Here is a 17,051-nt window from a genome sequence, read left to right as displayed (position 1 = left end):
AGCTTAGACTCTCGAAACAAAAAAATCACCAGTTTCCCCGTGATATATCTGCAGATAAGCTCCAGTACCACCATGTAAAATCCCCACGGACTGCAACGACCATTCCTAGCCACGCGATATGAGGTAGAGCCACTGTGTCTTGGTTGAATAACCTGAAAACGAACCTGCGGGGCACCGGTGCCAATATTTCCACGGTCGACGCCGCCAAGGCCGCACCGCCACCGTCACCACTGGCGCCGGTGGACCTCACTAATCCGGCGCACCTTACCGGAGTCATGGAAATCGCCGCCCGCATCGGCGAAATCCTCATCTCCTCCGGCAACTCCAACTCCGACGTGCGCGCACAGATCCACTCCGTGTTAAGCGCCTACGGCCTGTACCAGGCACACGTAGATATCACCACAAAAACCATCACCATCCACGCCAATATCGGCACCATCAACGAGCGCATCCCAGTTAACGTCTTCCGCGTTGCCCCTGACCTGACGGTCGATTTCTCCAAACTCACCGCGGTGGACCGGCTGATTCGTTCCATCCAGAATGGTGCCACACCACCAGAACGCGCCGAACAAATCCTCGACGACATCATGGCCGAGGTTCCGCCACACTCACCGAAGATGGTCAACGTCGGCTGGGGCATGCTGGGCGGTGGTGTCTCCGTCATGCTCGGCGGCGATGCCGGAGTGGGAATCCTGGCATTCATCATTTCGTTCGCGATCATGGCGACGAATTCCTGGCTGTCGAAGTTCCGCCTTCCGGCGTTTTACCAAAACGTGGTCGGCGGGTTCATCGCCACGGTGCCCGCAGCTGGCTTTTATACCTTCGCTGGCACTATCGGCTGGACATTCTCACCGTCATACCTGATTGCCTCCGGCATCATCGTGCTGGTCGCGGGCTTGACGCTGGTGCAGTGCTTTGTCGATGGCATCACCGGCGCTCCGGTCTCCTCGGCAGCGCGCTTATTCGAAGCCATTCTGATGACCGGCGCCATCGTCGGTGGCGTGGCCTTAGGCATTCAATTCGCCATCCTCGTCGGCTGGCAACTGCCCCCACTCGAACACACCAGCCCGCCCAACGCACACGAAATTCCGCTGCGCATCGTACTCGGTGCGCTGGCCTCGGCAGGTTTCGCCTTCGCCTGCCAGGCGCGTCGCTCCGCTGTGGCAGTCGCCGGTGCCACCGCCGGTGCTGGCATGATCTTCTACTACGGCATCATGGTGCCACTGGGCGCAGGCGTCGTGCTGGCCTCGGGCGTTACCGCAGGCATCATCGGCCTGGCCGGTGGCCTGCTGGCTCGTCGCTATGAAATCCCACCACTGATCGTCGCCGTGTGTGGTTATACCCCGATGCTTCCGGGCCTGATGCTCTACCGCGGCATGTACGCGATGCTCAACGAACAAGCCATCGTCGGTTTTTCCAACGCCGGCGGCGCCATCGCCATTTCTGCTTCCCTAGCCGCAGGCGTGGTCTTCGGCGAAAAAGTCGCCCGTAACCTACGCCGCCCACGCTCCTACCGCGCCTACACGGCCCTGCAACGCGCAGGCCGGTTCTCCTACCGCCAAGCCGCCAGAGCAGCCGCCAAAGGTAGTTCCGCAGCCCGCCGCATCCCGCGCACCAGCAGCAACCACAAACACGGGCGGGCGTCGGCAAGCGCCCCCGAAAACCAGACGCAAGACACCACACACACCCAGCCCTCACGGCGCAAAAGCAACTAAATATAGCGTAGAATGGCGCAGCTGTAGGCAATACGCACCGCACACCCGAAATGACACCGCTCCAGGAGGAAGCACTCCATGCCACCAAAGGTCACTGACAAGCATCCCGACGTAGAGCAAGAAGAGGCAGTCGAGGAGCAAACCGCGTCTGCTGCACGACGCATCGTTGCCACCTACGCCGAAGACTTCATGGATGGCGTGACCCTCATGTCCATGCTGGGCGTAGAACCAGACGGCCTGGTGCACTCCAGGGTGGCCGCCGAACAAAACCCACAGCCAGCTGGCGATGCTGACGACGGATCCGGCGTTGCGAAAAAGACCACCAAAAAGACTTCCAAGAAGGCCTCGAAGAAAGCCACCAAGAAGTCCAGCAAAAAATCGACAAAGAAGACGGCTAAGAAAGCATCCAAAAAGTCGACTAAGAAGACCGCGAAGAAGTCTGCGAAAAAGACCAGCAAGAAGGCCACCAAGAAATCCACGGCGAAGAAATCAACCGAATAAACCTGCTGTGGTTTCCAGATAGCGGTCGAGGTAAACGGTGAGTGAGGTAGCACGGTGAATGCCGGACGAAATGTCGGTGGCACCGGACGTGGGGCCGGTGAGCATGATTTCGTGGTGGTCGCCAACCGCCTGCCGGTTGATCTCGTCACCGCCCACGACGGCAGCACAGAATGGAAAGCCTCGCCCGGCGGGTTAGTTTCTGCGCTCTCGCCCATTTTGGAAGCCCGGCAAGGCTGCTGGATCGGCTGGCCGGGCATCGCCGATGCCGCCCCGGAACCATTCCACAACGACGCCGGCGCGCTGCTCTACCCCGTTACGCTGTCCGAATACGACTTCACCGCCTTTTATGAAGGATTTTCCAACGCCACCCTGTGGCCGCTGTACCACGACCTGATCGTTCCACCGGCCTACCACCGCGAATGGTGGGCGGCATACCGGGATGTCAACACGCGCTTCGCTGAGCACGCCGCGGTAGTCGCCGCCCCAGGTGCCACCGTATGGGTGCAGGACTACCAGCTGCAGCTGGTTCCCGGAATTTTGCGGCAACTACGCCCCGATGTGCGTATCGGGTTTTTCGCCCACATCCCCTTCCCACACCCGGATATTTTCCGGCAACTACCCTGGCGCCACGAAATCATCCGCGGGCTTTTAGGCGCGGACGTGGTGGGCTTCCAATTGGTATCTGACGCCAACCACTTTGTCCAGCTTGTCGACGCCGGTTATGGCGCTGCAGACACTAAAGGACCCACAGACCACACTGACCATACGGTGACCGGAGGTAGTGCCAGCCTGCGCGAAATCACCGCACGCATCACCACCCCCGATTCCCGTGAGGTCGGCGTTGCGGCCTTCCCCATCTCGCTGGATTCTGGTGCCCAAGCCAAGCGCAGCGCAGGTGATGAACACGAAATCGCGCGACTGCGGGCGGAACTCGGCAACCCGCGGGTGGTGTTTTTGGGTGTGGACCGGCTGGATTACACCAAGGGTATCGTCGAACGGCTCCGAGCTTTCGAAGAACTACTTGAATCCGGTGCGTTTTCCCCCAGCGACGTGTCATTCGTGCAGCTGGCTACCCCATCGCGGGAACGAATTGAGCACTACCGCAGAACGCGCTCGGTAGTAGAAGAAACCGTCGGCCGCATCAACGGGCGGTTTTCCACCCTGGGCCACCCCGTGGTGCATTATCAGCACACCAGCCTGCCCAAGCACACGCTGCAACTGTATTACCAATTAGCGGACGTCATGGTGGTCACGCCTTTCAAAGATGGCATGAACCTGGTGGCCAAGGAATACGTCGCCTGCCACGACGACGGCTCCGGCGCGCTCGTGCTCTCCGAATTCGCCGGCGCAGCGCAAGAATTGCAGCAGGCGGTTCTGTGCAACCCTTTTGATATGGAATCAATCAAGACCGCGATGGTGACCGCAGCAACCGGGTTGCGGGAACACCCAGAACGGATGCGCGACCGCATGCAGCACATGCATGAACACGTATTGGAATACGACGTGGCCCGCTGGGCACAGACGTTTCTCACAAGTTTGGATGAATTCGCATGATCGGGCGTCGGCAAGCAACAGCATTGGTGTCTCTCGCGGCCGCCACCACCAGCCTAGCCGCGTGCGCCGATGAATCCACCGGCTCGCTACTGGATTCCACATGGCAGATCACCCACATCTACTCTGCCCCGGACGATCCCACCGAAGTGCCCGCGGATTTAGCAGGCGTGCCACGGCTGGGTTTCAGCCAAAACAGCATGGCAGGCTACACCGGGTGCGCCCCGTTGCAGGCACAGGTGATTTTTAGCGGTGAATCCGGCAACTCCGCGCCCGCCGGTGCTGCCAGTTTCGTGCTGCTTAACGAGGTCATTATCGACGAATCCGACACCGAATGCACCGGCACCAAAGCCTGGGTGCATAGCCATATTTCGGATCTGTTGGCCTCTGGCAACCGGTTTGCTCTGCAGTTCGACGCGCGCGGCGAGCTAGTGCTGCAGCTTGACGACGGCCAACCGATCGATTCACCAGCGTTGCGTATGTTCTCGCTATAGCAGCAAGTTCTGCACAGCACCACGTCCCCAGCGCGGCCGATGCTCACGCCCGAGCGGGCAAGTTTTGCGGTTTCTCGTGCTGCCATCGCCAGCATCACGGCTAATATTTTCAGCGGCTAATATTTGGGACATGAATACCCCAGATTCCGCAACCGATCCTGCTCTAAACAGGCACGCTTTGGCCAGTCACCCGGCATTTCTTGCTGCCGTGGAAAGCGCACGCCTGCTGGTTGTGTCCGATTTTGATGGCACACTGGCAGGTTTTGATCCAGATCCCTATGCGGTACGCGCCCACCCGGATTCCGCGGCGGCACTGCGGGAGCTAGCAGAAATGCCAGGCACCACCGTCGGGGTGCTATCGGGCCGGCATGTGGCCGGTTTGCAGCGGGTGTGTCCACTGCAGGCGCCGGTGATGATGGTTGGCTCGCACGGTGCCGAAGACCGTGACGGCGCCACGGTGGAATTAACGGAGGGACAGAATAACTTTTTATTAACGATCGGCGCCGAACTCGAGGCCATTGCAGCGCAACACCCCGGCACCTATGTGGAAAGTAAACCATTCCAACAGGTTTTTCACGTCGCTCCCCTGGCCGCTGAGGATCCAGACGCCGCACAGGAAATCTTGGCGCGCGCCCATCAGGTCGATGCGCGCGGGTTCCCCGTGACACCCGGAAAGAATTTGGTGGAATTTTCTGCCCTAGAAATCACGAAAGGCACCTGGCTGCAACGCGAAAAACAGCGTGTGCAAGCAGATGCCGTGGTGTTCATCGGCGACGATGCCACAGATGAACATGCTTTCGCCGTGCTCGGACCCGATGATGTGGGCATCAAGGTCGGGCAGGGCGATACCTGCGCGGGCCACCGGGTCACAGATATTGACGAGGTGGCGCAAGTATTGCAGGACCTGGCGGCCCGGCGTGGCAGGTATCTCGCTTAGGACTTAATTAGTGCTCGTCCCAGTGGCCATCGTGGAATGCGTGGCGGTGACCGTCGTGGATGTAGTCCACGTGATCATCGTGCGGAACAGCGACGTGGCCGCAGTTTGGGCCGTGCTCATGCTCGTGAGCCTCGTGCGGCTGGTGCTGGTCGTTTTCGCACTCATCCCAGTGGCCGTCGTGCTCGCGGTGCAGGTGGCCATCGTGCACGTAGTCAACGTGATCATCGTGTGGGACGGCAACGTGACCGCAGTTTGGGCCGTGCTGGTGGGTGTGCTCTTCGTGGATTGCGTGAGTCATTGTCTGACATCCTTTCCGACTCGTTTTCAGTACATTTTCATTAAACATCATTGCCGATATATTTTCAACAAGAGATCCTTAATGAAAATGACACCGTTTACGGTTTGAGCATGACCTTGATGGCCTCACGACGGTCCATAGCCGAATAACCTGCGGCAGCGTCGTCCAGCGACAGAGTTTTATCGAAAACATCACCCGGTGTGATCTTGCCCGCATAGATCAATTCGACCAATTCCGGCAGGTATTTCCGCACTGGAGCCGGGCCGCCTTCCAGCGAAACCTGCGAGAAGAACAACTCTTGGCCGTCGAGTTCTACCCCGTGACTGACACCAACGAAGCCCACATTGCCGCCGCGACGGGTAGCACCAATGGCTTGTTTCATCGAGCCATCCGTGCCCACGGCCTCAACGCAACCATGCAGGCCGACGCCGTCGGTGAGCTCTTTGACCTTCTCGACGAATTCTTCACCGCGCTCCGGAATGATGTCCGTGGCACCAAATTTCTTCGCCAGCTCCTGACGGCTTTCATGCCGGGAAGAAACCACGATGCGCTCCGCACCCATCTGCTTGGCAGCCAAGACCGCAGACAGGCCGACGGCACCGTCGCCGACCACACCAATAATCTTGCCTGCACCAGCCCCAGCAACATCCGCGCCAAACCAGCCGGTACCCAACACATCCGAGGCAGCCAGAACGTGACGCAACTGATCTTCATTTGGTTCGGCAGGCAATTTCACCAGGGTGCCGTCGGCAAGCGGAATACGGGCATACTCAGCCTGCGTGCCAACACCGCCCATAAATTCGCGGTTTAAGCAGCCAGAGGGGTAGCCCGCCTGGCAGATTTCGCATTTACCGCAGCTAGCAACAAAGGAACCGACAACCCAGTCCCCGACCTGAATATCCTGGACATCCGCACCGATTTCGGTGACTTGGCCAACGTATTCGTGGCCCATGCGAGCACCTGGATCTACCTCTTCGTCACTACGGTAAGGCCACAGATCCGAACCGCATACGCACGCTGCCGCAACTTTAATAACGGCGTCGGTAGGTTTTTCCAGTTGTGCATCGGCGACGTTTTCAACACGAATATCGCCGGCGGCATGGATGGTTACAGCGCGCATGTATGTGCACTCTCCTAGTCATGATTGGGTTTCTGCTTTTTACAAAAGCCCGATTCTAAGAAGCAGAACGCACTGGGGCTGGGTGCAATTTTCAATAAGGGATCACAAGCTAGGAAAATACAGTTGACACGGCAACTTTATGCAATCTGCTACGCGCAGCATTTCCAAGACGTCTTCCAAGCATGGCCGAAAGCGATGCCCACCAGTAGGGAAATGCAATTCTGCAAGCCGTGTGCCCCGCCGAAAATAATTACGTACTTTCTTTGTCCGCTCAACATCAAATTTGGAAGCAAAGCCCATGAGATGCGTGAATTCATCACGATGGGCATGGACATGAATATGCGAACTCGGGCGGTGAGAATCCTGTTCCTTGACGTATTCCACACGAAACAACGGTGCTTCGGTATCACTGCCATAAGGCATCACACGAATCGAGGACTTCTCAACCGCTAGATGCTTCCCTTGAGAATCCCAAGTGCAATTAATCTTCATCCCCAGGCCTAAAACCGGCCATCCCCGAGACTTCAACTTCACCACTTTGGGTAAGTCTTCTTTCTGCGCGAACTGAATAACAATGGAATTACCGCGTGCGGATTGCGCAATCACGGTTTCAAGAACAAAGTCATTGTCAGCAAAATATTCCAGCGCATCCGTCAATGTCCAAGCCAGCTCATCAGCTTTAGCCTCTAACAATTTTTCATCAGCACTACTCAATGCCAAGCAACCACCTTAAAGTTTCAATCCGGTCCCACACACCCGCTTCTTTCGGCGAAAGGCTATACGTGTAAGCACGTGCTTCAAATTCTTCGATTCCACCTTCCACGCTTGCCTCTAAATCCTGTAATTGCCGGGCGGCTTCTTCTTCTGTCAGATGGATATGGCGAACGGCCATCATTTCCTCCTTTCCATCATGTCGATATTCTGCCTTCTACCGCTCACATAACTACAGATTCTTCGCAAATTCTATAGAACACATTATCTAACTAGCTGGTGGGGCCACCGTGGAACCGGCGTGCAACGAAGTACTCAATATTTTTCGCACAGGCGTAGTACCCGGAGCATCAATCAGCCCGCGCAGCACACGCCCAGCGGCAGCTCCCTTGGCCTTGTTCGGTTGAATGATCGTCGTCAAACCAGCATGTCGAGCTTCCGCGATACCGTCGAAACCGGTCACAGAAAGCTGTTCCGGAACCGAAATCCCGCGCTCATGGGCCTCATCCAATACCGCCAGCGCCATGGAATCAGTGGTGCAAATAATCGCGGTCAGCTCCGGGTGCGTATCCAATATCTCACGGGCAGCGCTCCGAGCATTCGCGGCATCATTAATGTGCCGCGTAATCACCGGGATCTGCGCCGGATCCAACCCGGCGCGCTGGCACTCATCCAACACACCGGAAACACGCCCGCGCTGCACATGCATATCGGCACCAGGAATATCGGCGGCAGCCACTGCCCCATCAACACGCTGCTGGAATAACCGGATCGATAACACCCCGATGCGCTGGTGCCCGGCCTCCAGCACGGCACGGGCAGCCGGACGGATCGCAGCATCATCATCGATGCCCACGAAAGGCGCGCCAGAATCCGTCGGCTGGTCGCACACCACCACTGGCAACCCACGCGCGCGGGCAGCCCGCAAATAGGGATCATTCGCAGCCACCGAATAGATAATGAAACCGTCCACCCCGGCCTGGTTCACGGCTGCGGTGGCTGCGTTAGCGCTGGCGTCGACAAGCGTGTCCGGGCCTGCGGGAATCAACGTCAGTGAAAAATCGGTGCCATGCGTCGACTCGGCAATCCCGGCCAAAAAATCCACCGAGGCCATATCCTCGAAGGCATAGGAAAGATGTTCGGTCAGCACCACACCCCAGGAACCAGCATGTTTGGTGCGCAGCGAACGCGCCGTCGGGTCCGGCCCTGGGTAGCCACGGGCTTTGGCCGCCGCCATGATGCGCTCACGGGTGGCGGTAGAAAGCTGATCCGGACGGTTATAGGCGTTAGAAACCGTCGTTCGGGATACGCCAAGGTCGGCGGCAATCGATGCCAAAGTTCCTTTGCTGAGCCCAGCCCGTGATCGCGGTGCCATGCGGAATATCCTACCCGGCTTGAGCAGCCTAACGAACAGCATATTTTCACTAGATTTTCAATTGACAACTGTTTTCAGCATGACCATAGTGTTAAGCATGATCACGAAACGTCAAGGAGTCTTCACCGCCACCGCTACCGCCACCATGATGTTCCTGGCGGCTTGCTCATCAGGAGAAACCGGGGGCTCCGGGGACGCTGCCTCATCGGCAAGCAACGGCGACGGGGCACCGGGCGGCGAAGGCACCATCGAGATCGTGGCGTCGACCAGTGTCTGGGGTGATCTCACCAAAGCCGTCATTGATGACGAATCCGTCGCAAATGTCCGCACCATCATCACCGACACCAACACGGACCCCCACCACTTCGAACCCACCGCGGCTGATTTGGCACGCGCCAACGACGCCGACGTCGTCGTCGCAGGTGGCGGCGGCTACGACGCCTGGCTCTACGAGCCGCTCGATGACGAGATCGTCATCCACGCCCTGCCACTAACCCCGCACGAGCACAACTCCGGCAGCGAAAAACCCGAAGGCACCGAAGCGCACGCGCAGTACTACGGAGACAACGACACCTTCGACGTCGCCAACAACGAGCACGTGTGGTTCGACACCAAGGCACTATCCACCGTGGCCAATGGGGTTGCCGACCGCATCAAGGAAACCCACCCGGACGCGCCCGTGAAAATCGACGAGCTCAACGCCGAACTGGATGCCATCGCCGAGCAAATCAAGGCCCTGCCAGCTGTCACCGTCGCGCAAACCCATCCGATCGCCGACTACATCCTCACCCACACCAAAATGGATGAGATCACCCCAGAGTCTTACCGGCACGCCACGCTGAACCACAGCGACGCCGCCGCAGCCGACCTAGCCTCCTTCCTGGAACTCATCGACAACGACGAGCTCGACGTCCTGATCTACAACCCACAGACCGAAACGGATCTGACCAAGCGCATCCGCGAAGCCGCCGAGGCCAAAAACATCCCGATGGTTCCGGTCGGTGAAACCCCGTTGGATGGCGAAAACTTCCTGGAATACTTCCACTCTGTCGTCGATGACCTGGAAAAAGCCGCCGCAAAGGCAAACGCGTAAACGACGATGCCGATTCAATTTTCCAACGCCGGCGTCGACCCGCTGTGGAGCGGGCTGGATCTCGACGTCCAACCCGGTGAATTCATCGCCATTTTGGGGCCAAACGGTTCTGGCAAATCGACGCTGCTGAATACAGTCCTGGGCACCCGCGCACTGAGTTCCGGTTCCGTGCGTGTCAACGGACGGGTCGGATACATCCCGCAGCAGCAGATGTTTGATAAGCACCTACCGGTTCGAGCACGGGACTTGGTGTCGCTGTCCCTCGGCCACGGGGTGTTTTCGGGGCGTCGGCCGGATAAACACGCCGTCGACGAGGCACTAGCCTACGTCGGCGCAGAAGGCATCGCGGACCGTTCCGTCGGCACGCTCTCGGGCGGGCAACAGCAACTGATCCGCCAGGCCCAAGCCTTTGGTACCGACCCGGATGTGGTGCTTGCCGACGAGCCCCTGCTCTCGCTAGACATGGCCCGCGAGCACGATACCGTCGCCCGGCTGCATAAACACCGCGCGGCGGTCCTGTTTGTCACCCACGGTATCAACCCCATCCTGGATGTTGTGGACCGCGTGCTGTACCTAGCACCCCGCGGGCACATGTTGGGAACAATTGACGAAGTTATGCAAACCCAGGTGCTCAGCGAGCTGTACGGCACGCATGTGGAAGTAGCAACCGTCAACGGCAAGATGGTGGTGATCTAATGAGCTATTGGGACGATACCGCCTATTTGCTCTCAGTGGGCTTTGTGCAGCAGGCGCTGATTGCCTCTGCCCTGCTCGGGGTTTTATCCGGCGTGATCACCAGTTTGATCGTACTGCGGCATATGTCTTTTTCCGTGCACGCAACCTCCGAGCTGGCACTGATGGGTGCTGCGGCCGCGTTATTGTTCGGCATCAATATCGGCTTCGGCGCGATCATCGGTTCGATTACCGCGGCGGTGATCCTGGCGGTACTCGGGCTGCGCGGTAACCAAGATTCCGCGATCGGTGTGGTCATGAGCTTCGGCTTGGGCCTATCCGTGCTGTTCATCCACCTCTACCCTGGCAATACGACGACGGCGATGTCGTTGCTGACCGGGCAGATCGTTGGTGTTTCCGGCGCATCGACGTGGATGTTGGCGGCGACGACGGCACTGATTACCGTGCTGATCATCGTGTTGTGGCGCCCGCTGCTCTTTGCCTCCGTGGACCCGCTGATGGCACAAGCCGCCGGAGTTCCTGTACGCGGACTGGCCGTGTTATTCGCGGTGATGGTGGGTTTGACCGCCGCACAGTCCGTGCAGATCGTCGGTGCACTGCTGGTGATGGCGCTGCTGATTACCCCAGGCGCAGCCGCGGTACAGGTGACTTCCTCGCCGGTGAAATCTGTGGTGCTCTCCGTGATTTTCGCTGAGGTCGCTGCCGTCGGCGGTTTAGTTGCCTCCCTGGCTCCTGGCCTGCCGGTCTCTGTGTTTGTGACGACGATTTCGTTTGTGATTTACCTGTTCTGCCGGATTATCGGGAATTTGCGTAGCCGCAAGACTTCCCGCGATGAGGTCGCTTATGCACGTCGCATGAAAGCACTGGATGCTGGAAACGATGCCACTGTGCATCCGCACCACCACGTCGCGCAGGATGCTCGCGGCGACCAATAAAACAACACAAAACCGGGGCTTGCAGCCTGCCAGCTAGTGCTGGTGGTGGCTGCAAGCCCCGGTTGCCATTGCCGATAAGTTATCGCCTAGGGCGTAGTGGTTATGGCTTAGGGCGAGTTTTTAGTTCTTCCCGTTGTCCCACTGGTTATCGGTGCTCCACTGGGTGGTTTCTGCGTTGGCGTCTACACCATCAGCGGTGGAGTTGTTGCCAGCTTCGCTATCGAAGTTCGGGGTAGAAAAGTCTTGGTCGTCAGAGTATTCCTGCCCGTGGCTCTGGGCGGAGCTCTGGCCATAATTCTGGGCGGAGTTCTGGCCGGAGAAGTTCTCGCCGCCAAAGTTCTGCTCAGCACCAAAGTTCTGCTCAGCACCGAAGTTCTGCTCAGCACCGAAGTTCTGCTCAGCACCGGCAATGCCGGAGCCAGCAACGCCAGAACCGGCAACACCAGCGCCGACAGCCTGCTGGTTAGCAGCAGCTTCTTTTTCTTCCTTGCGCTTACGGAACGGTGCGGTAAACAAGTGGTCCAGCGAGACCCGACCAGCACCGGCAGCAGACAGTGCCAGACCGGCGGCACCGATTACGGCAACCAACTCCCAGCCGCCGTCGGAGACAAAGATGCCGGAATCGCGGTGTGCAAACCACGCAGCACCGGCCATCTGTACGAACAGTACTGGGCCGACCAGGCGCACCAGCAGGCCGAGGATGAGGGCTGCGCCACCACCAATTTCAAACCAGGTAGCAATTTGTGCGGAAATCTCTGGGGAAGGCACACCCATTTCCTGGAAGGAGCTTGCGGTTCCGTCGATGGTCCACTCGTTAAACTTCTGCCAGCCGTGCGCGATGAGCACGCCGCCCAGAATGATGCGGGCGATAAGCAGGAAAATATCTCTGATGACAGTCATAGCACCAGTTTAACCCGTTAGTGGCCATGTCACCCATTCGCCTGGGAAATGTTGCCGCAGTTGATGCACCGGGATCGCCTATGTTCCCTTAACGTTGAGCACCTGCCGCAGTTCCGTGACCACCTCTACGAGATCTTCGGCATCAGCCATCACCTGGTCAATCGGTTTATACGCGTCCGGAATTTCATCTACCCACTGCTCACCTGGCCGGTACACGATATCGCCCATGCGACTCGCCAAATCTTCCTCGGTGTACTGTTTCTTTGCTTGTCGACGCGACATCACCCGCCCCGCCCCGTGCGGCGCGGAATTCAGGCCTGCAGCGTTACCACGACCGCGCACCACATATGATCGCGCTCCCATCGAACCGGGAATCAACCCAAACTTGCCGACGCCGGCATCAATTGCACCCTTACGGGTGAGCCACACGGACTCATCATTGATGGTCACCTTTTCGGTGTAGTTATGGTGGCAGTTCACCCGTTCCACCTCGGTATCTGCACTATCTGCAGGCACCTTAATGGAAATACGCCCGTCGTCATGCGCCTGGCACATCATCCGGGCCAGCTGATCAACGAAGCGATCCATCATCTCATCGCGGTTCAGCCGTGCAAACCGTTGCGCCCAAGCAAGTTCCCGCAGGTAAGTATCGAAGGACTCAGTCCCCTCACGCAAGTACGCGTGATCTTTTTCTGCAAGCTCGACACCCGCTTCTGCGACTTCTCGCGCTGCGATCTTAATGTGCTTTTGCGCGATCTTGTTACCCACCCCGCGCGAACCCGAGTGCAGGAAACACCAGACATTATTATCGCTACCCAGGCACAACTCGATGAAGTGATTCCCGCCGCCCAAACTTCCCAGCTGCTCGCGCCACTTCGGAGAATGCGACAGGTCGACGTCGTCACGCTCGGCTAATTCCTCGAGTTCTTGAATGCGCGCCTTGGTGTGCTCGCGATGAATCTTCTTATTGTAGTTCCCCGGTGAAAGCGGAATGGAACGCTCAATCTGGTCCCGCAACTGTTCCAGGGAAATCTGCGCGATGTCGTCGGCAGTAAAAATGGTGCGCACCGCAGCCATTCCACAACCAATATCCACCCCGACAGCAGCCGGAATCACAGCCCCCTTAGTGGGAATAACCGTGCCGATGGCTGTGCCCTTGCCGCTGTGCGCGTCGGGCATCAACGCGATATGCGGAGAAACAAAATCCAGCTGCCCTAATCCAGCGGCTTGGTCTGCGGTGTTCTGATCAATAATGCTGGCCCACGATAAAACCCGTGGGGCGAGTTCTATTGGCTTATGTGTCATGCTCACGAGCGTAGCAGTCAGGCAGCACACCATTAGAACATGAATGCGATTACGGCAAATGGCCAAACAAGACGAGGCGACAACAAGCCTGCCGCCCCCGCCAAAACAGATGAACTAGCCGACGCGGCGCTGCCGCGCGAACTCACTCAAGACGGCACCGGCTGCCACCGACGCGTTCAGCGATTCCACCCACCCCACGGTCGGAATAGACATCAACACATCACAGTTTTCGCGTACCAAACGCGAAATACCTTTGCCTTCCGAGCCAACAACAATAACCACGGGGTCTGTGCCGCCGTCGTAAGTATCCAACGTGTGCTCTCCGCCAGCTTCCAGCCCAACAACCTGGTAGCCGTTCTTCTGAAATTCTTTCACCGTACGCGTCAGGTTCGTCGCCCGCGCCACCGGCAACTGCGCGGCCGTACCAGCAGAAGTACGCCAAGCAACAGCCGTGACCGAAGCCGAACGACGCTCAGGAATAATCACACCGTGGCCGCCAAAAGCAGCCGCCGAACGAATCACCGCACCCAAATTTCGCGGATCGGTGATGTTATCCAGAATGACAAACATGCCGGTCTCATTGCGCTGCTGCACATCAGCAAGCAAATCCTCGACTTCCGCATATTTAAACGGCGGAATCTGCAAACCAATGCCCTGGTGCATGCCGTTGCCGGTCTTCACGTCCATCTCATGACGCGGCAACTCAGTAATCGGGATACCACGGCTATTCGCCATCTGCACAGCCTGCGTCAGCCGCTCATCCGAACCCGTACCAGCCACCACGAACAACATGCTCGCCGGAACCTTCGCATTCAGGCATTCCACCACCGGGTTCCTGCCGACGACCAGCTCCGTCGTCGCTTCATGCCGGCCAGAATTGGAACGCTCACGCTGCTTTTTCGCCTTGTGCTTCTGGTGGTAAACCCGATCTTCCGCCTTCGGTGTCGGCCCTTTGCCTTTCAAGCCGCGACGACGCACGGCACCGGAACCCTTCGTGGCTCCCTTTTTGTTGGTCTTGCGGATGCCCGCTCCGCCCCTACCGTGGGTACGTGCCATAAAAATTCACTATCCTTGCTGTAAAAATGTCATTTCGAGTATTTCGCATTTACTGTATTCCGTCGGCACTGCACCGCGCGATTTTCTGGTGCTGCACCGAGCGAGTTTGCTAGCTCTGTGCTTTGCTAGCTCTGTGCCCAGCGATTTTGCTACGGATACCCGCCTAACGAAGTTTCCATTCCGCGCCATCTGGGGTATCAATGACCTCAATGCCCGCCGCAGCCAAACGATCCCGCACGCCGTCGGCAGTAGCGAAATCTTTGTCCTTGCGCGCCGCAGCCCGCAGCGCGAGTTCGTGTTCTACCAAACTAGCAAGCGCTTGCTGCGCATCGGACTCACCGGCGCCCTGCGCACTTCCTGCCCACTGCGCATCCAACGGGTCAATGCCCACAATGGCAGTCATCGCACGCACCAACGACGCCAACGCCACAGCTTTGGCTTTAGCAACCGCTTTGGCCTCGGCAGCATCCGCTCCAGAATTCTCGCCGGCATCCTTGCCAGCCAGCGCGTTATTCCCCGCCTTCACCGTAGTGTGAATAACTGCCAACGCACGCGGCACCGCAAAGTCATCATCCAACGCGGCAGCAAACTTCTCCCAGTATGCAGAAACTTCCTGGGCAATATTGTCCTGAGCGCCAGCGTCGGCAAGCGCGGCAGCACCAGCACCACCAGCCACGCCGGCGTCGGCAAGCATGCCCTGTTCCACCGCCAGCTTGTCGACGGGCGCTCCCGCCAGCTTCGACGCGCGGTTAACAAAATCCTCAATACGGCGGAAACCAGCAGCGGCCTCATGCACCGCGGCCTCGGAATACTCCAACACGCTGCGGTAATGCGCGCTGCCCAGGTAGTAGCGCAACTCCACCGGACGGACTTTTTCCAACAAAGCGTCGATATCCAGGACGTTACCCAGCGATTTAGACATCTTCTCGCCAGCCATAGTTACCCAGTGGTTATGCATCCAGTACTGCGCGAAACCATCACCGGCTGCGTGCGACTGCGCAATCTCGTTCTCGTGGTGTGGGAACTGCAAATCCAGCCCGCCGCAATGCACATCAAACTCCGCGCCCAAGTAATACGTGGCCATCGCCGAGCACTCCAAGTGCCAGCCCGGGCGACCATCCCCCCACGGTGTAGGCCAGGCAGGCTCACCCGGTTTCGCGGCCTTCCACAAAGCAAAATCCAACGGGTTCTTCTTGCCCGCGTTGTCGGTCTCGCCTTGCTCCATCTCCTCCGGACGATTGCCCGAAAGGTGGCCGTAATCCGAGCCTTCTGCCTGCTGCCAAGCCAGGACGTCGAAATACACCGAGCCGTCCACGGCGTAGGCAAAACCGCGGTCCATCAACCGCTGCATATACTCCACCATCTGGGTAACGTGCCCGGTTGCGCGCGGCTCCACGCTCGGGGCCATCACGCCGAGTGCTTGATAGGCGCGGGTGAATTCGCGCTCGTGCGTAGAAACCCACTCCCACCAGGGACGAGAATGCGCCTCGGCTTTGGTGAGGATCTTATCGTCGATATCCGTCACATTGCGCACGAATGCGACATTGTAGCCTTTGGCCAGAAACCAACGACGCACAATATCAAAAGCCACCCCGGAACGCAGGTGGCCGATGTGTGGTTTCGCCTGCGGGGTCGCCCCACACAGGTAAATAGAAACCTGGCCTTCGCGCAGGGGTTGAAAGTCGTGGGTCTGGCGCGTCGCGGTATCAAAAATCCGTAAGCTCACAAGGTACTAGTTTACGCACTCCAGCCCGCACTAGTTCGCGCGCCATACCACCGCGTTAGCGATTGCCGCCCGGCCTTCCTCGCGGCCAGTAAAGCCCAGGTGATCAGTGGTGGTCGCCGAGACCGACACCGGGGCCCCCAGCAGCTCACTTAAAACTTGTTGGGCTTCTTCCCTACGCGGGCTGAACTTCGGGGTTTGCCCGATCAATTGCACCGCGACATTGCCGATGCGGAAGTCGTTGTCGTCGAGAAGCTCACGGACCTCGCGCAGAAGCTGCGCACCGGAAACATTGTCATATTCTGGCCTGCCGACGCCGACAAACGAGCCGAGATCACCCAGTCCAGAGGCAGACAGCAGCGCGTCCACCATGGCGTGCGACACAACATCGCCATCCGAGTGGCCTTCGCAGCCATCGACGCCGTCGAAAAGCAACCCGGCGATCCAACACGGTTTACCGGACTCAATTTGGTGCGCGTCGCTAGCTATACCGACGCGCGGGATGGGCATGGCGGCCGGTTGCGTGGATTGTGGTTGCGTGGATTGTGGCTGTGCGGGTTGTCGCTGTGCGGAATTACCCTGCGCTGGGATGGCCTGGGACGAGGGGTTCGCACTTTCAGCACCTTTAGCGACACCGTCGGCAA

Annotated in this window: 18 protein-coding genes; 8 read left to right on the top strand and 10 right to left on the bottom strand. The window is 58.5% G+C overall.

The window, feature by feature from the left end; all coding sequences use genetic code 11:
- The first annotated feature begins 134 nt into the window (after nt 1-134).
- The 5 genes from thrE (at nt 135) to otsB (ending at nt 5,198) form a co-directional block, all read left to right on the top strand.
- Nucleotides 135-1,715 carry a threonine/serine exporter ThrE gene (gene thrE, locus QP888_RS04530; protein WP_284812332.1) on the top strand — a complete coding sequence of 527 codons (1,581 nt, stop codon included), beginning with the start codon at nt 135-137 and terminating at the stop codon, nt 1,713-1,715.
- Nucleotides 1,716-1,793: 78 nt separating this feature from the next.
- Nucleotides 1,794-2,216 carry a histone gene (locus QP888_RS04525; protein WP_284812330.1) on the top strand — a complete coding sequence of 141 codons (423 nt, stop codon included), beginning with the start codon at nt 1,794-1,796 and terminating at the stop codon, nt 2,214-2,216.
- Between the two features lie 54 nt (nt 2,217-2,270).
- Complete coding sequence (locus QP888_RS04520) at nt 2,271-3,770, top strand: alpha,alpha-trehalose-phosphate synthase (UDP-forming) (protein ID WP_284812329.1); 1,500 nt, start codon at nt 2,271-2,273, stop codon at nt 3,768-3,770.
- Entirely contained in the window at nt 3,767-4,261 is a 495-nt protein-coding gene (locus QP888_RS04515; RefSeq protein WP_284812328.1) for a hypothetical protein, read from the top strand. Before QP888_RS04520 ends, QP888_RS04515 begins: the two co-directional genes overlap by 4 nt.
- Before the next feature lie 130 nt (nt 4,262-4,391).
- Nucleotides 4,392-5,198, top strand: coding sequence for a trehalose-phosphatase (otsB, locus tag QP888_RS04510; RefSeq protein ID WP_284812327.1), 807 nt, complete (start codon nt 4,392-4,394; stop codon nt 5,196-5,198).
- A gap of 7 nt (nt 5,199-5,205) precedes the next feature.
- Here the strand turns inward: otsB and QP888_RS04505 are convergent, their stop codons facing one another.
- The 5 genes from QP888_RS04505 to QP888_RS04485 form a co-directional block, all read right to left on the bottom strand.
- Nucleotides 5,206-5,496, bottom strand: coding sequence for a hypothetical protein (locus QP888_RS04505; RefSeq protein WP_284812325.1), 291 nt, complete (start codon nt 5,494-5,496; stop codon nt 5,206-5,208).
- A 97-nt stretch (nt 5,497-5,593) separates the two neighbouring features.
- On the bottom strand, nt 5,594-6,616 hold the full coding sequence (locus tag QP888_RS04500; protein ID WP_284812324.1) for a zinc-binding dehydrogenase: 1,023 nt from the start codon (nt 6,614-6,616) through the stop codon (nt 5,594-5,596).
- A 102-nt stretch (nt 6,617-6,718) separates the two neighbouring features.
- Nucleotides 6,719-7,330 (bottom strand): hypothetical protein, encoded by a 612-nt coding sequence (locus QP888_RS04495; RefSeq protein ID WP_284812323.1) that lies wholly within the window; start codon nt 7,328-7,330, stop codon nt 6,719-6,721.
- Complete coding sequence (locus tag QP888_RS04490) at nt 7,323-7,511, bottom strand: hypothetical protein (protein WP_027018181.1); 189 nt, start codon at nt 7,509-7,511, stop codon at nt 7,323-7,325. The genes QP888_RS04495 and QP888_RS04490 overlap by 8 nt, the downstream gene beginning before the upstream one ends.
- An 84-nt stretch (nt 7,512-7,595) precedes the next feature.
- Nucleotides 7,596-8,702 carry a LacI family DNA-binding transcriptional regulator gene (locus QP888_RS04485; RefSeq protein ID WP_284812322.1) on the bottom strand — a complete coding sequence of 369 codons (1,107 nt, stop codon included), beginning with the start codon at nt 8,700-8,702 and terminating at the stop codon, nt 7,596-7,598.
- A gap of 97 nt (nt 8,703-8,799) precedes the next feature.
- On the opposite strand from QP888_RS04485, the gene QP888_RS04480 reads away from it, so the two are divergent.
- The 3 genes from QP888_RS04480 to QP888_RS04470 are packed head-to-tail and all read left to right on the top strand — an operon-like array spanning nt 8,800 to nt 11,423.
- On the top strand, nt 8,800-9,795 hold the full coding sequence (locus QP888_RS04480) for a metal ABC transporter solute-binding protein, Zn/Mn family (protein ID WP_284812321.1): 996 nt from the start codon (nt 8,800-8,802) through the stop codon (nt 9,793-9,795).
- A 6-nt stretch (nt 9,796-9,801) separates the two neighbouring features.
- On the top strand, nt 9,802-10,491 hold the full coding sequence (locus QP888_RS04475; RefSeq protein ID WP_284812320.1) for a metal ABC transporter ATP-binding protein: 690 nt from the start codon (nt 9,802-9,804) through the stop codon (nt 10,489-10,491).
- On the top strand, nt 10,491-11,423 hold the full coding sequence (locus QP888_RS04470; RefSeq protein ID WP_284812319.1) for a metal ABC transporter permease: 933 nt from the start codon (nt 10,491-10,493) through the stop codon (nt 11,421-11,423). The genes QP888_RS04475 and QP888_RS04470 overlap by 1 nt, the downstream gene beginning before the upstream one ends.
- Before the next feature lie 120 nt (nt 11,424-11,543).
- On the opposite strand, the gene QP888_RS11095 is transcribed toward QP888_RS04470, so the two are convergent.
- The 5 genes from QP888_RS11095 to ispF form a co-directional block, all read right to left on the bottom strand.
- Nucleotides 11,544-12,323 (bottom strand): DoxX family protein, encoded by a 780-nt coding sequence (locus QP888_RS11095; RefSeq protein ID WP_350338225.1) that lies wholly within the window; start codon nt 12,321-12,323, stop codon nt 11,544-11,546.
- Nucleotides 12,324-12,401: 78 nt separating this feature from the next.
- A complete protein-coding gene (locus QP888_RS04460) occupies nt 12,402-13,628 on the bottom strand; it encodes an RtcB family protein (protein ID WP_284812318.1) in 1,227 nt (408 codons plus the stop codon).
- Nucleotides 13,629-13,742: 114 nt separating this feature from the next.
- Entirely contained in the window at nt 13,743-14,684 is a 942-nt protein-coding gene (gene rlmB, locus QP888_RS04455) for a 23S rRNA (guanosine(2251)-2'-O)-methyltransferase RlmB (RefSeq protein ID WP_249618249.1), read from the bottom strand.
- 163 nt (nt 14,685-14,847) lie between these two features.
- Entirely contained in the window at nt 14,848-16,410 is a 1,563-nt protein-coding gene (cysS, locus tag QP888_RS04450) for a cysteine--tRNA ligase (protein ID WP_284812317.1), read from the bottom strand.
- A 30-nt stretch (nt 16,411-16,440) separates the two neighbouring features.
- Nucleotides 16,441-16,917 carry a 2-C-methyl-D-erythritol 2,4-cyclodiphosphate synthase gene (gene ispF / locus QP888_RS04445; RefSeq protein ID WP_284812423.1) on the bottom strand — a complete coding sequence of 159 codons (477 nt, stop codon included), beginning with the start codon at nt 16,915-16,917 and terminating at the stop codon, nt 16,441-16,443.
- Nucleotides 16,918-17,051 lie beyond the last annotated feature (134 nt).

This window comes from Corynebacterium sp. MSK297 (genome assembly GCF_030232885.1).
In the GTDB taxonomy this organism is placed as follows: Bacteria; Actinomycetota; Actinomycetes; order Mycobacteriales; family Mycobacteriaceae; genus Corynebacterium.
This window is presented reverse-complemented; position numbering and strand designations above follow the sequence as displayed.

Coding starts and splice junctions, on each gene's coding strand:
- QP888_RS04480 (WP_284812321.1), top strand. CDS start 8,800: ATGATCACGAAACGTCAAGGAGTCTTCACCGCCACCGCTACCGCCACC.
- QP888_RS11095 (WP_350338225.1), bottom strand. CDS start 12,323: ATGACTGTCATCAGAGATATTTTCCTGCTTATCGCCCGCATCATTCTG.
- QP888_RS04470 (WP_284812319.1), top strand. CDS start 10,491: ATGAGCTATTGGGACGATACCGCCTATTTGCTCTCAGTGGGCTTTGTG.
- QP888_RS04485 (WP_284812322.1), bottom strand. CDS start 8,702: ATGGCACCGCGATCACGGGCTGGGCTCAGCAAAGGAACTTTGGCATCG.
- QP888_RS04460 (WP_284812318.1), bottom strand. CDS start 13,628: ATGACACATAAGCCAATAGAACTCGCCCCACGGGTTTTATCGTGGGCC.
- rlmB (WP_249618249.1), bottom strand. CDS start 14,684: ATGGCACGTACCCACGGTAGGGGCGGAGCGGGCATCCGCAAGACCAAC.
- QP888_RS04490 (WP_027018181.1), bottom strand. CDS start 7,511: ATGATGGCCGTTCGCCATATCCATCTGACAGAAGAAGAAGCCGCCCGG.
- QP888_RS04500 (WP_284812324.1), bottom strand. CDS start 6,616: ATGCGCGCTGTAACCATCCATGCCGCCGGCGATATTCGTGTTGAAAAC.
- QP888_RS04515 (WP_284812328.1), top strand. CDS start 3,767: ATGATCGGGCGTCGGCAAGCAACAGCATTGGTGTCTCTCGCGGCCGCC.
- QP888_RS04505 (WP_284812325.1), bottom strand. CDS start 5,496: ATGACTCACGCAATCCACGAAGAGCACACCCACCAGCACGGCCCAAAC.
- otsB (WP_284812327.1), top strand. CDS start 4,392: ATGAATACCCCAGATTCCGCAACCGATCCTGCTCTAAACAGGCACGCT.
- QP888_RS04475 (WP_284812320.1), top strand. CDS start 9,802: ATGCCGATTCAATTTTCCAACGCCGGCGTCGACCCGCTGTGGAGCGGG.
- QP888_RS04525 (WP_284812330.1), top strand. CDS start 1,794: ATGCCACCAAAGGTCACTGACAAGCATCCCGACGTAGAGCAAGAAGAG.
- ispF (WP_284812423.1), bottom strand. CDS start 16,917: ATGCCCATCCCGCGCGTCGGTATAGCTAGCGACGCGCACCAAATTGAG.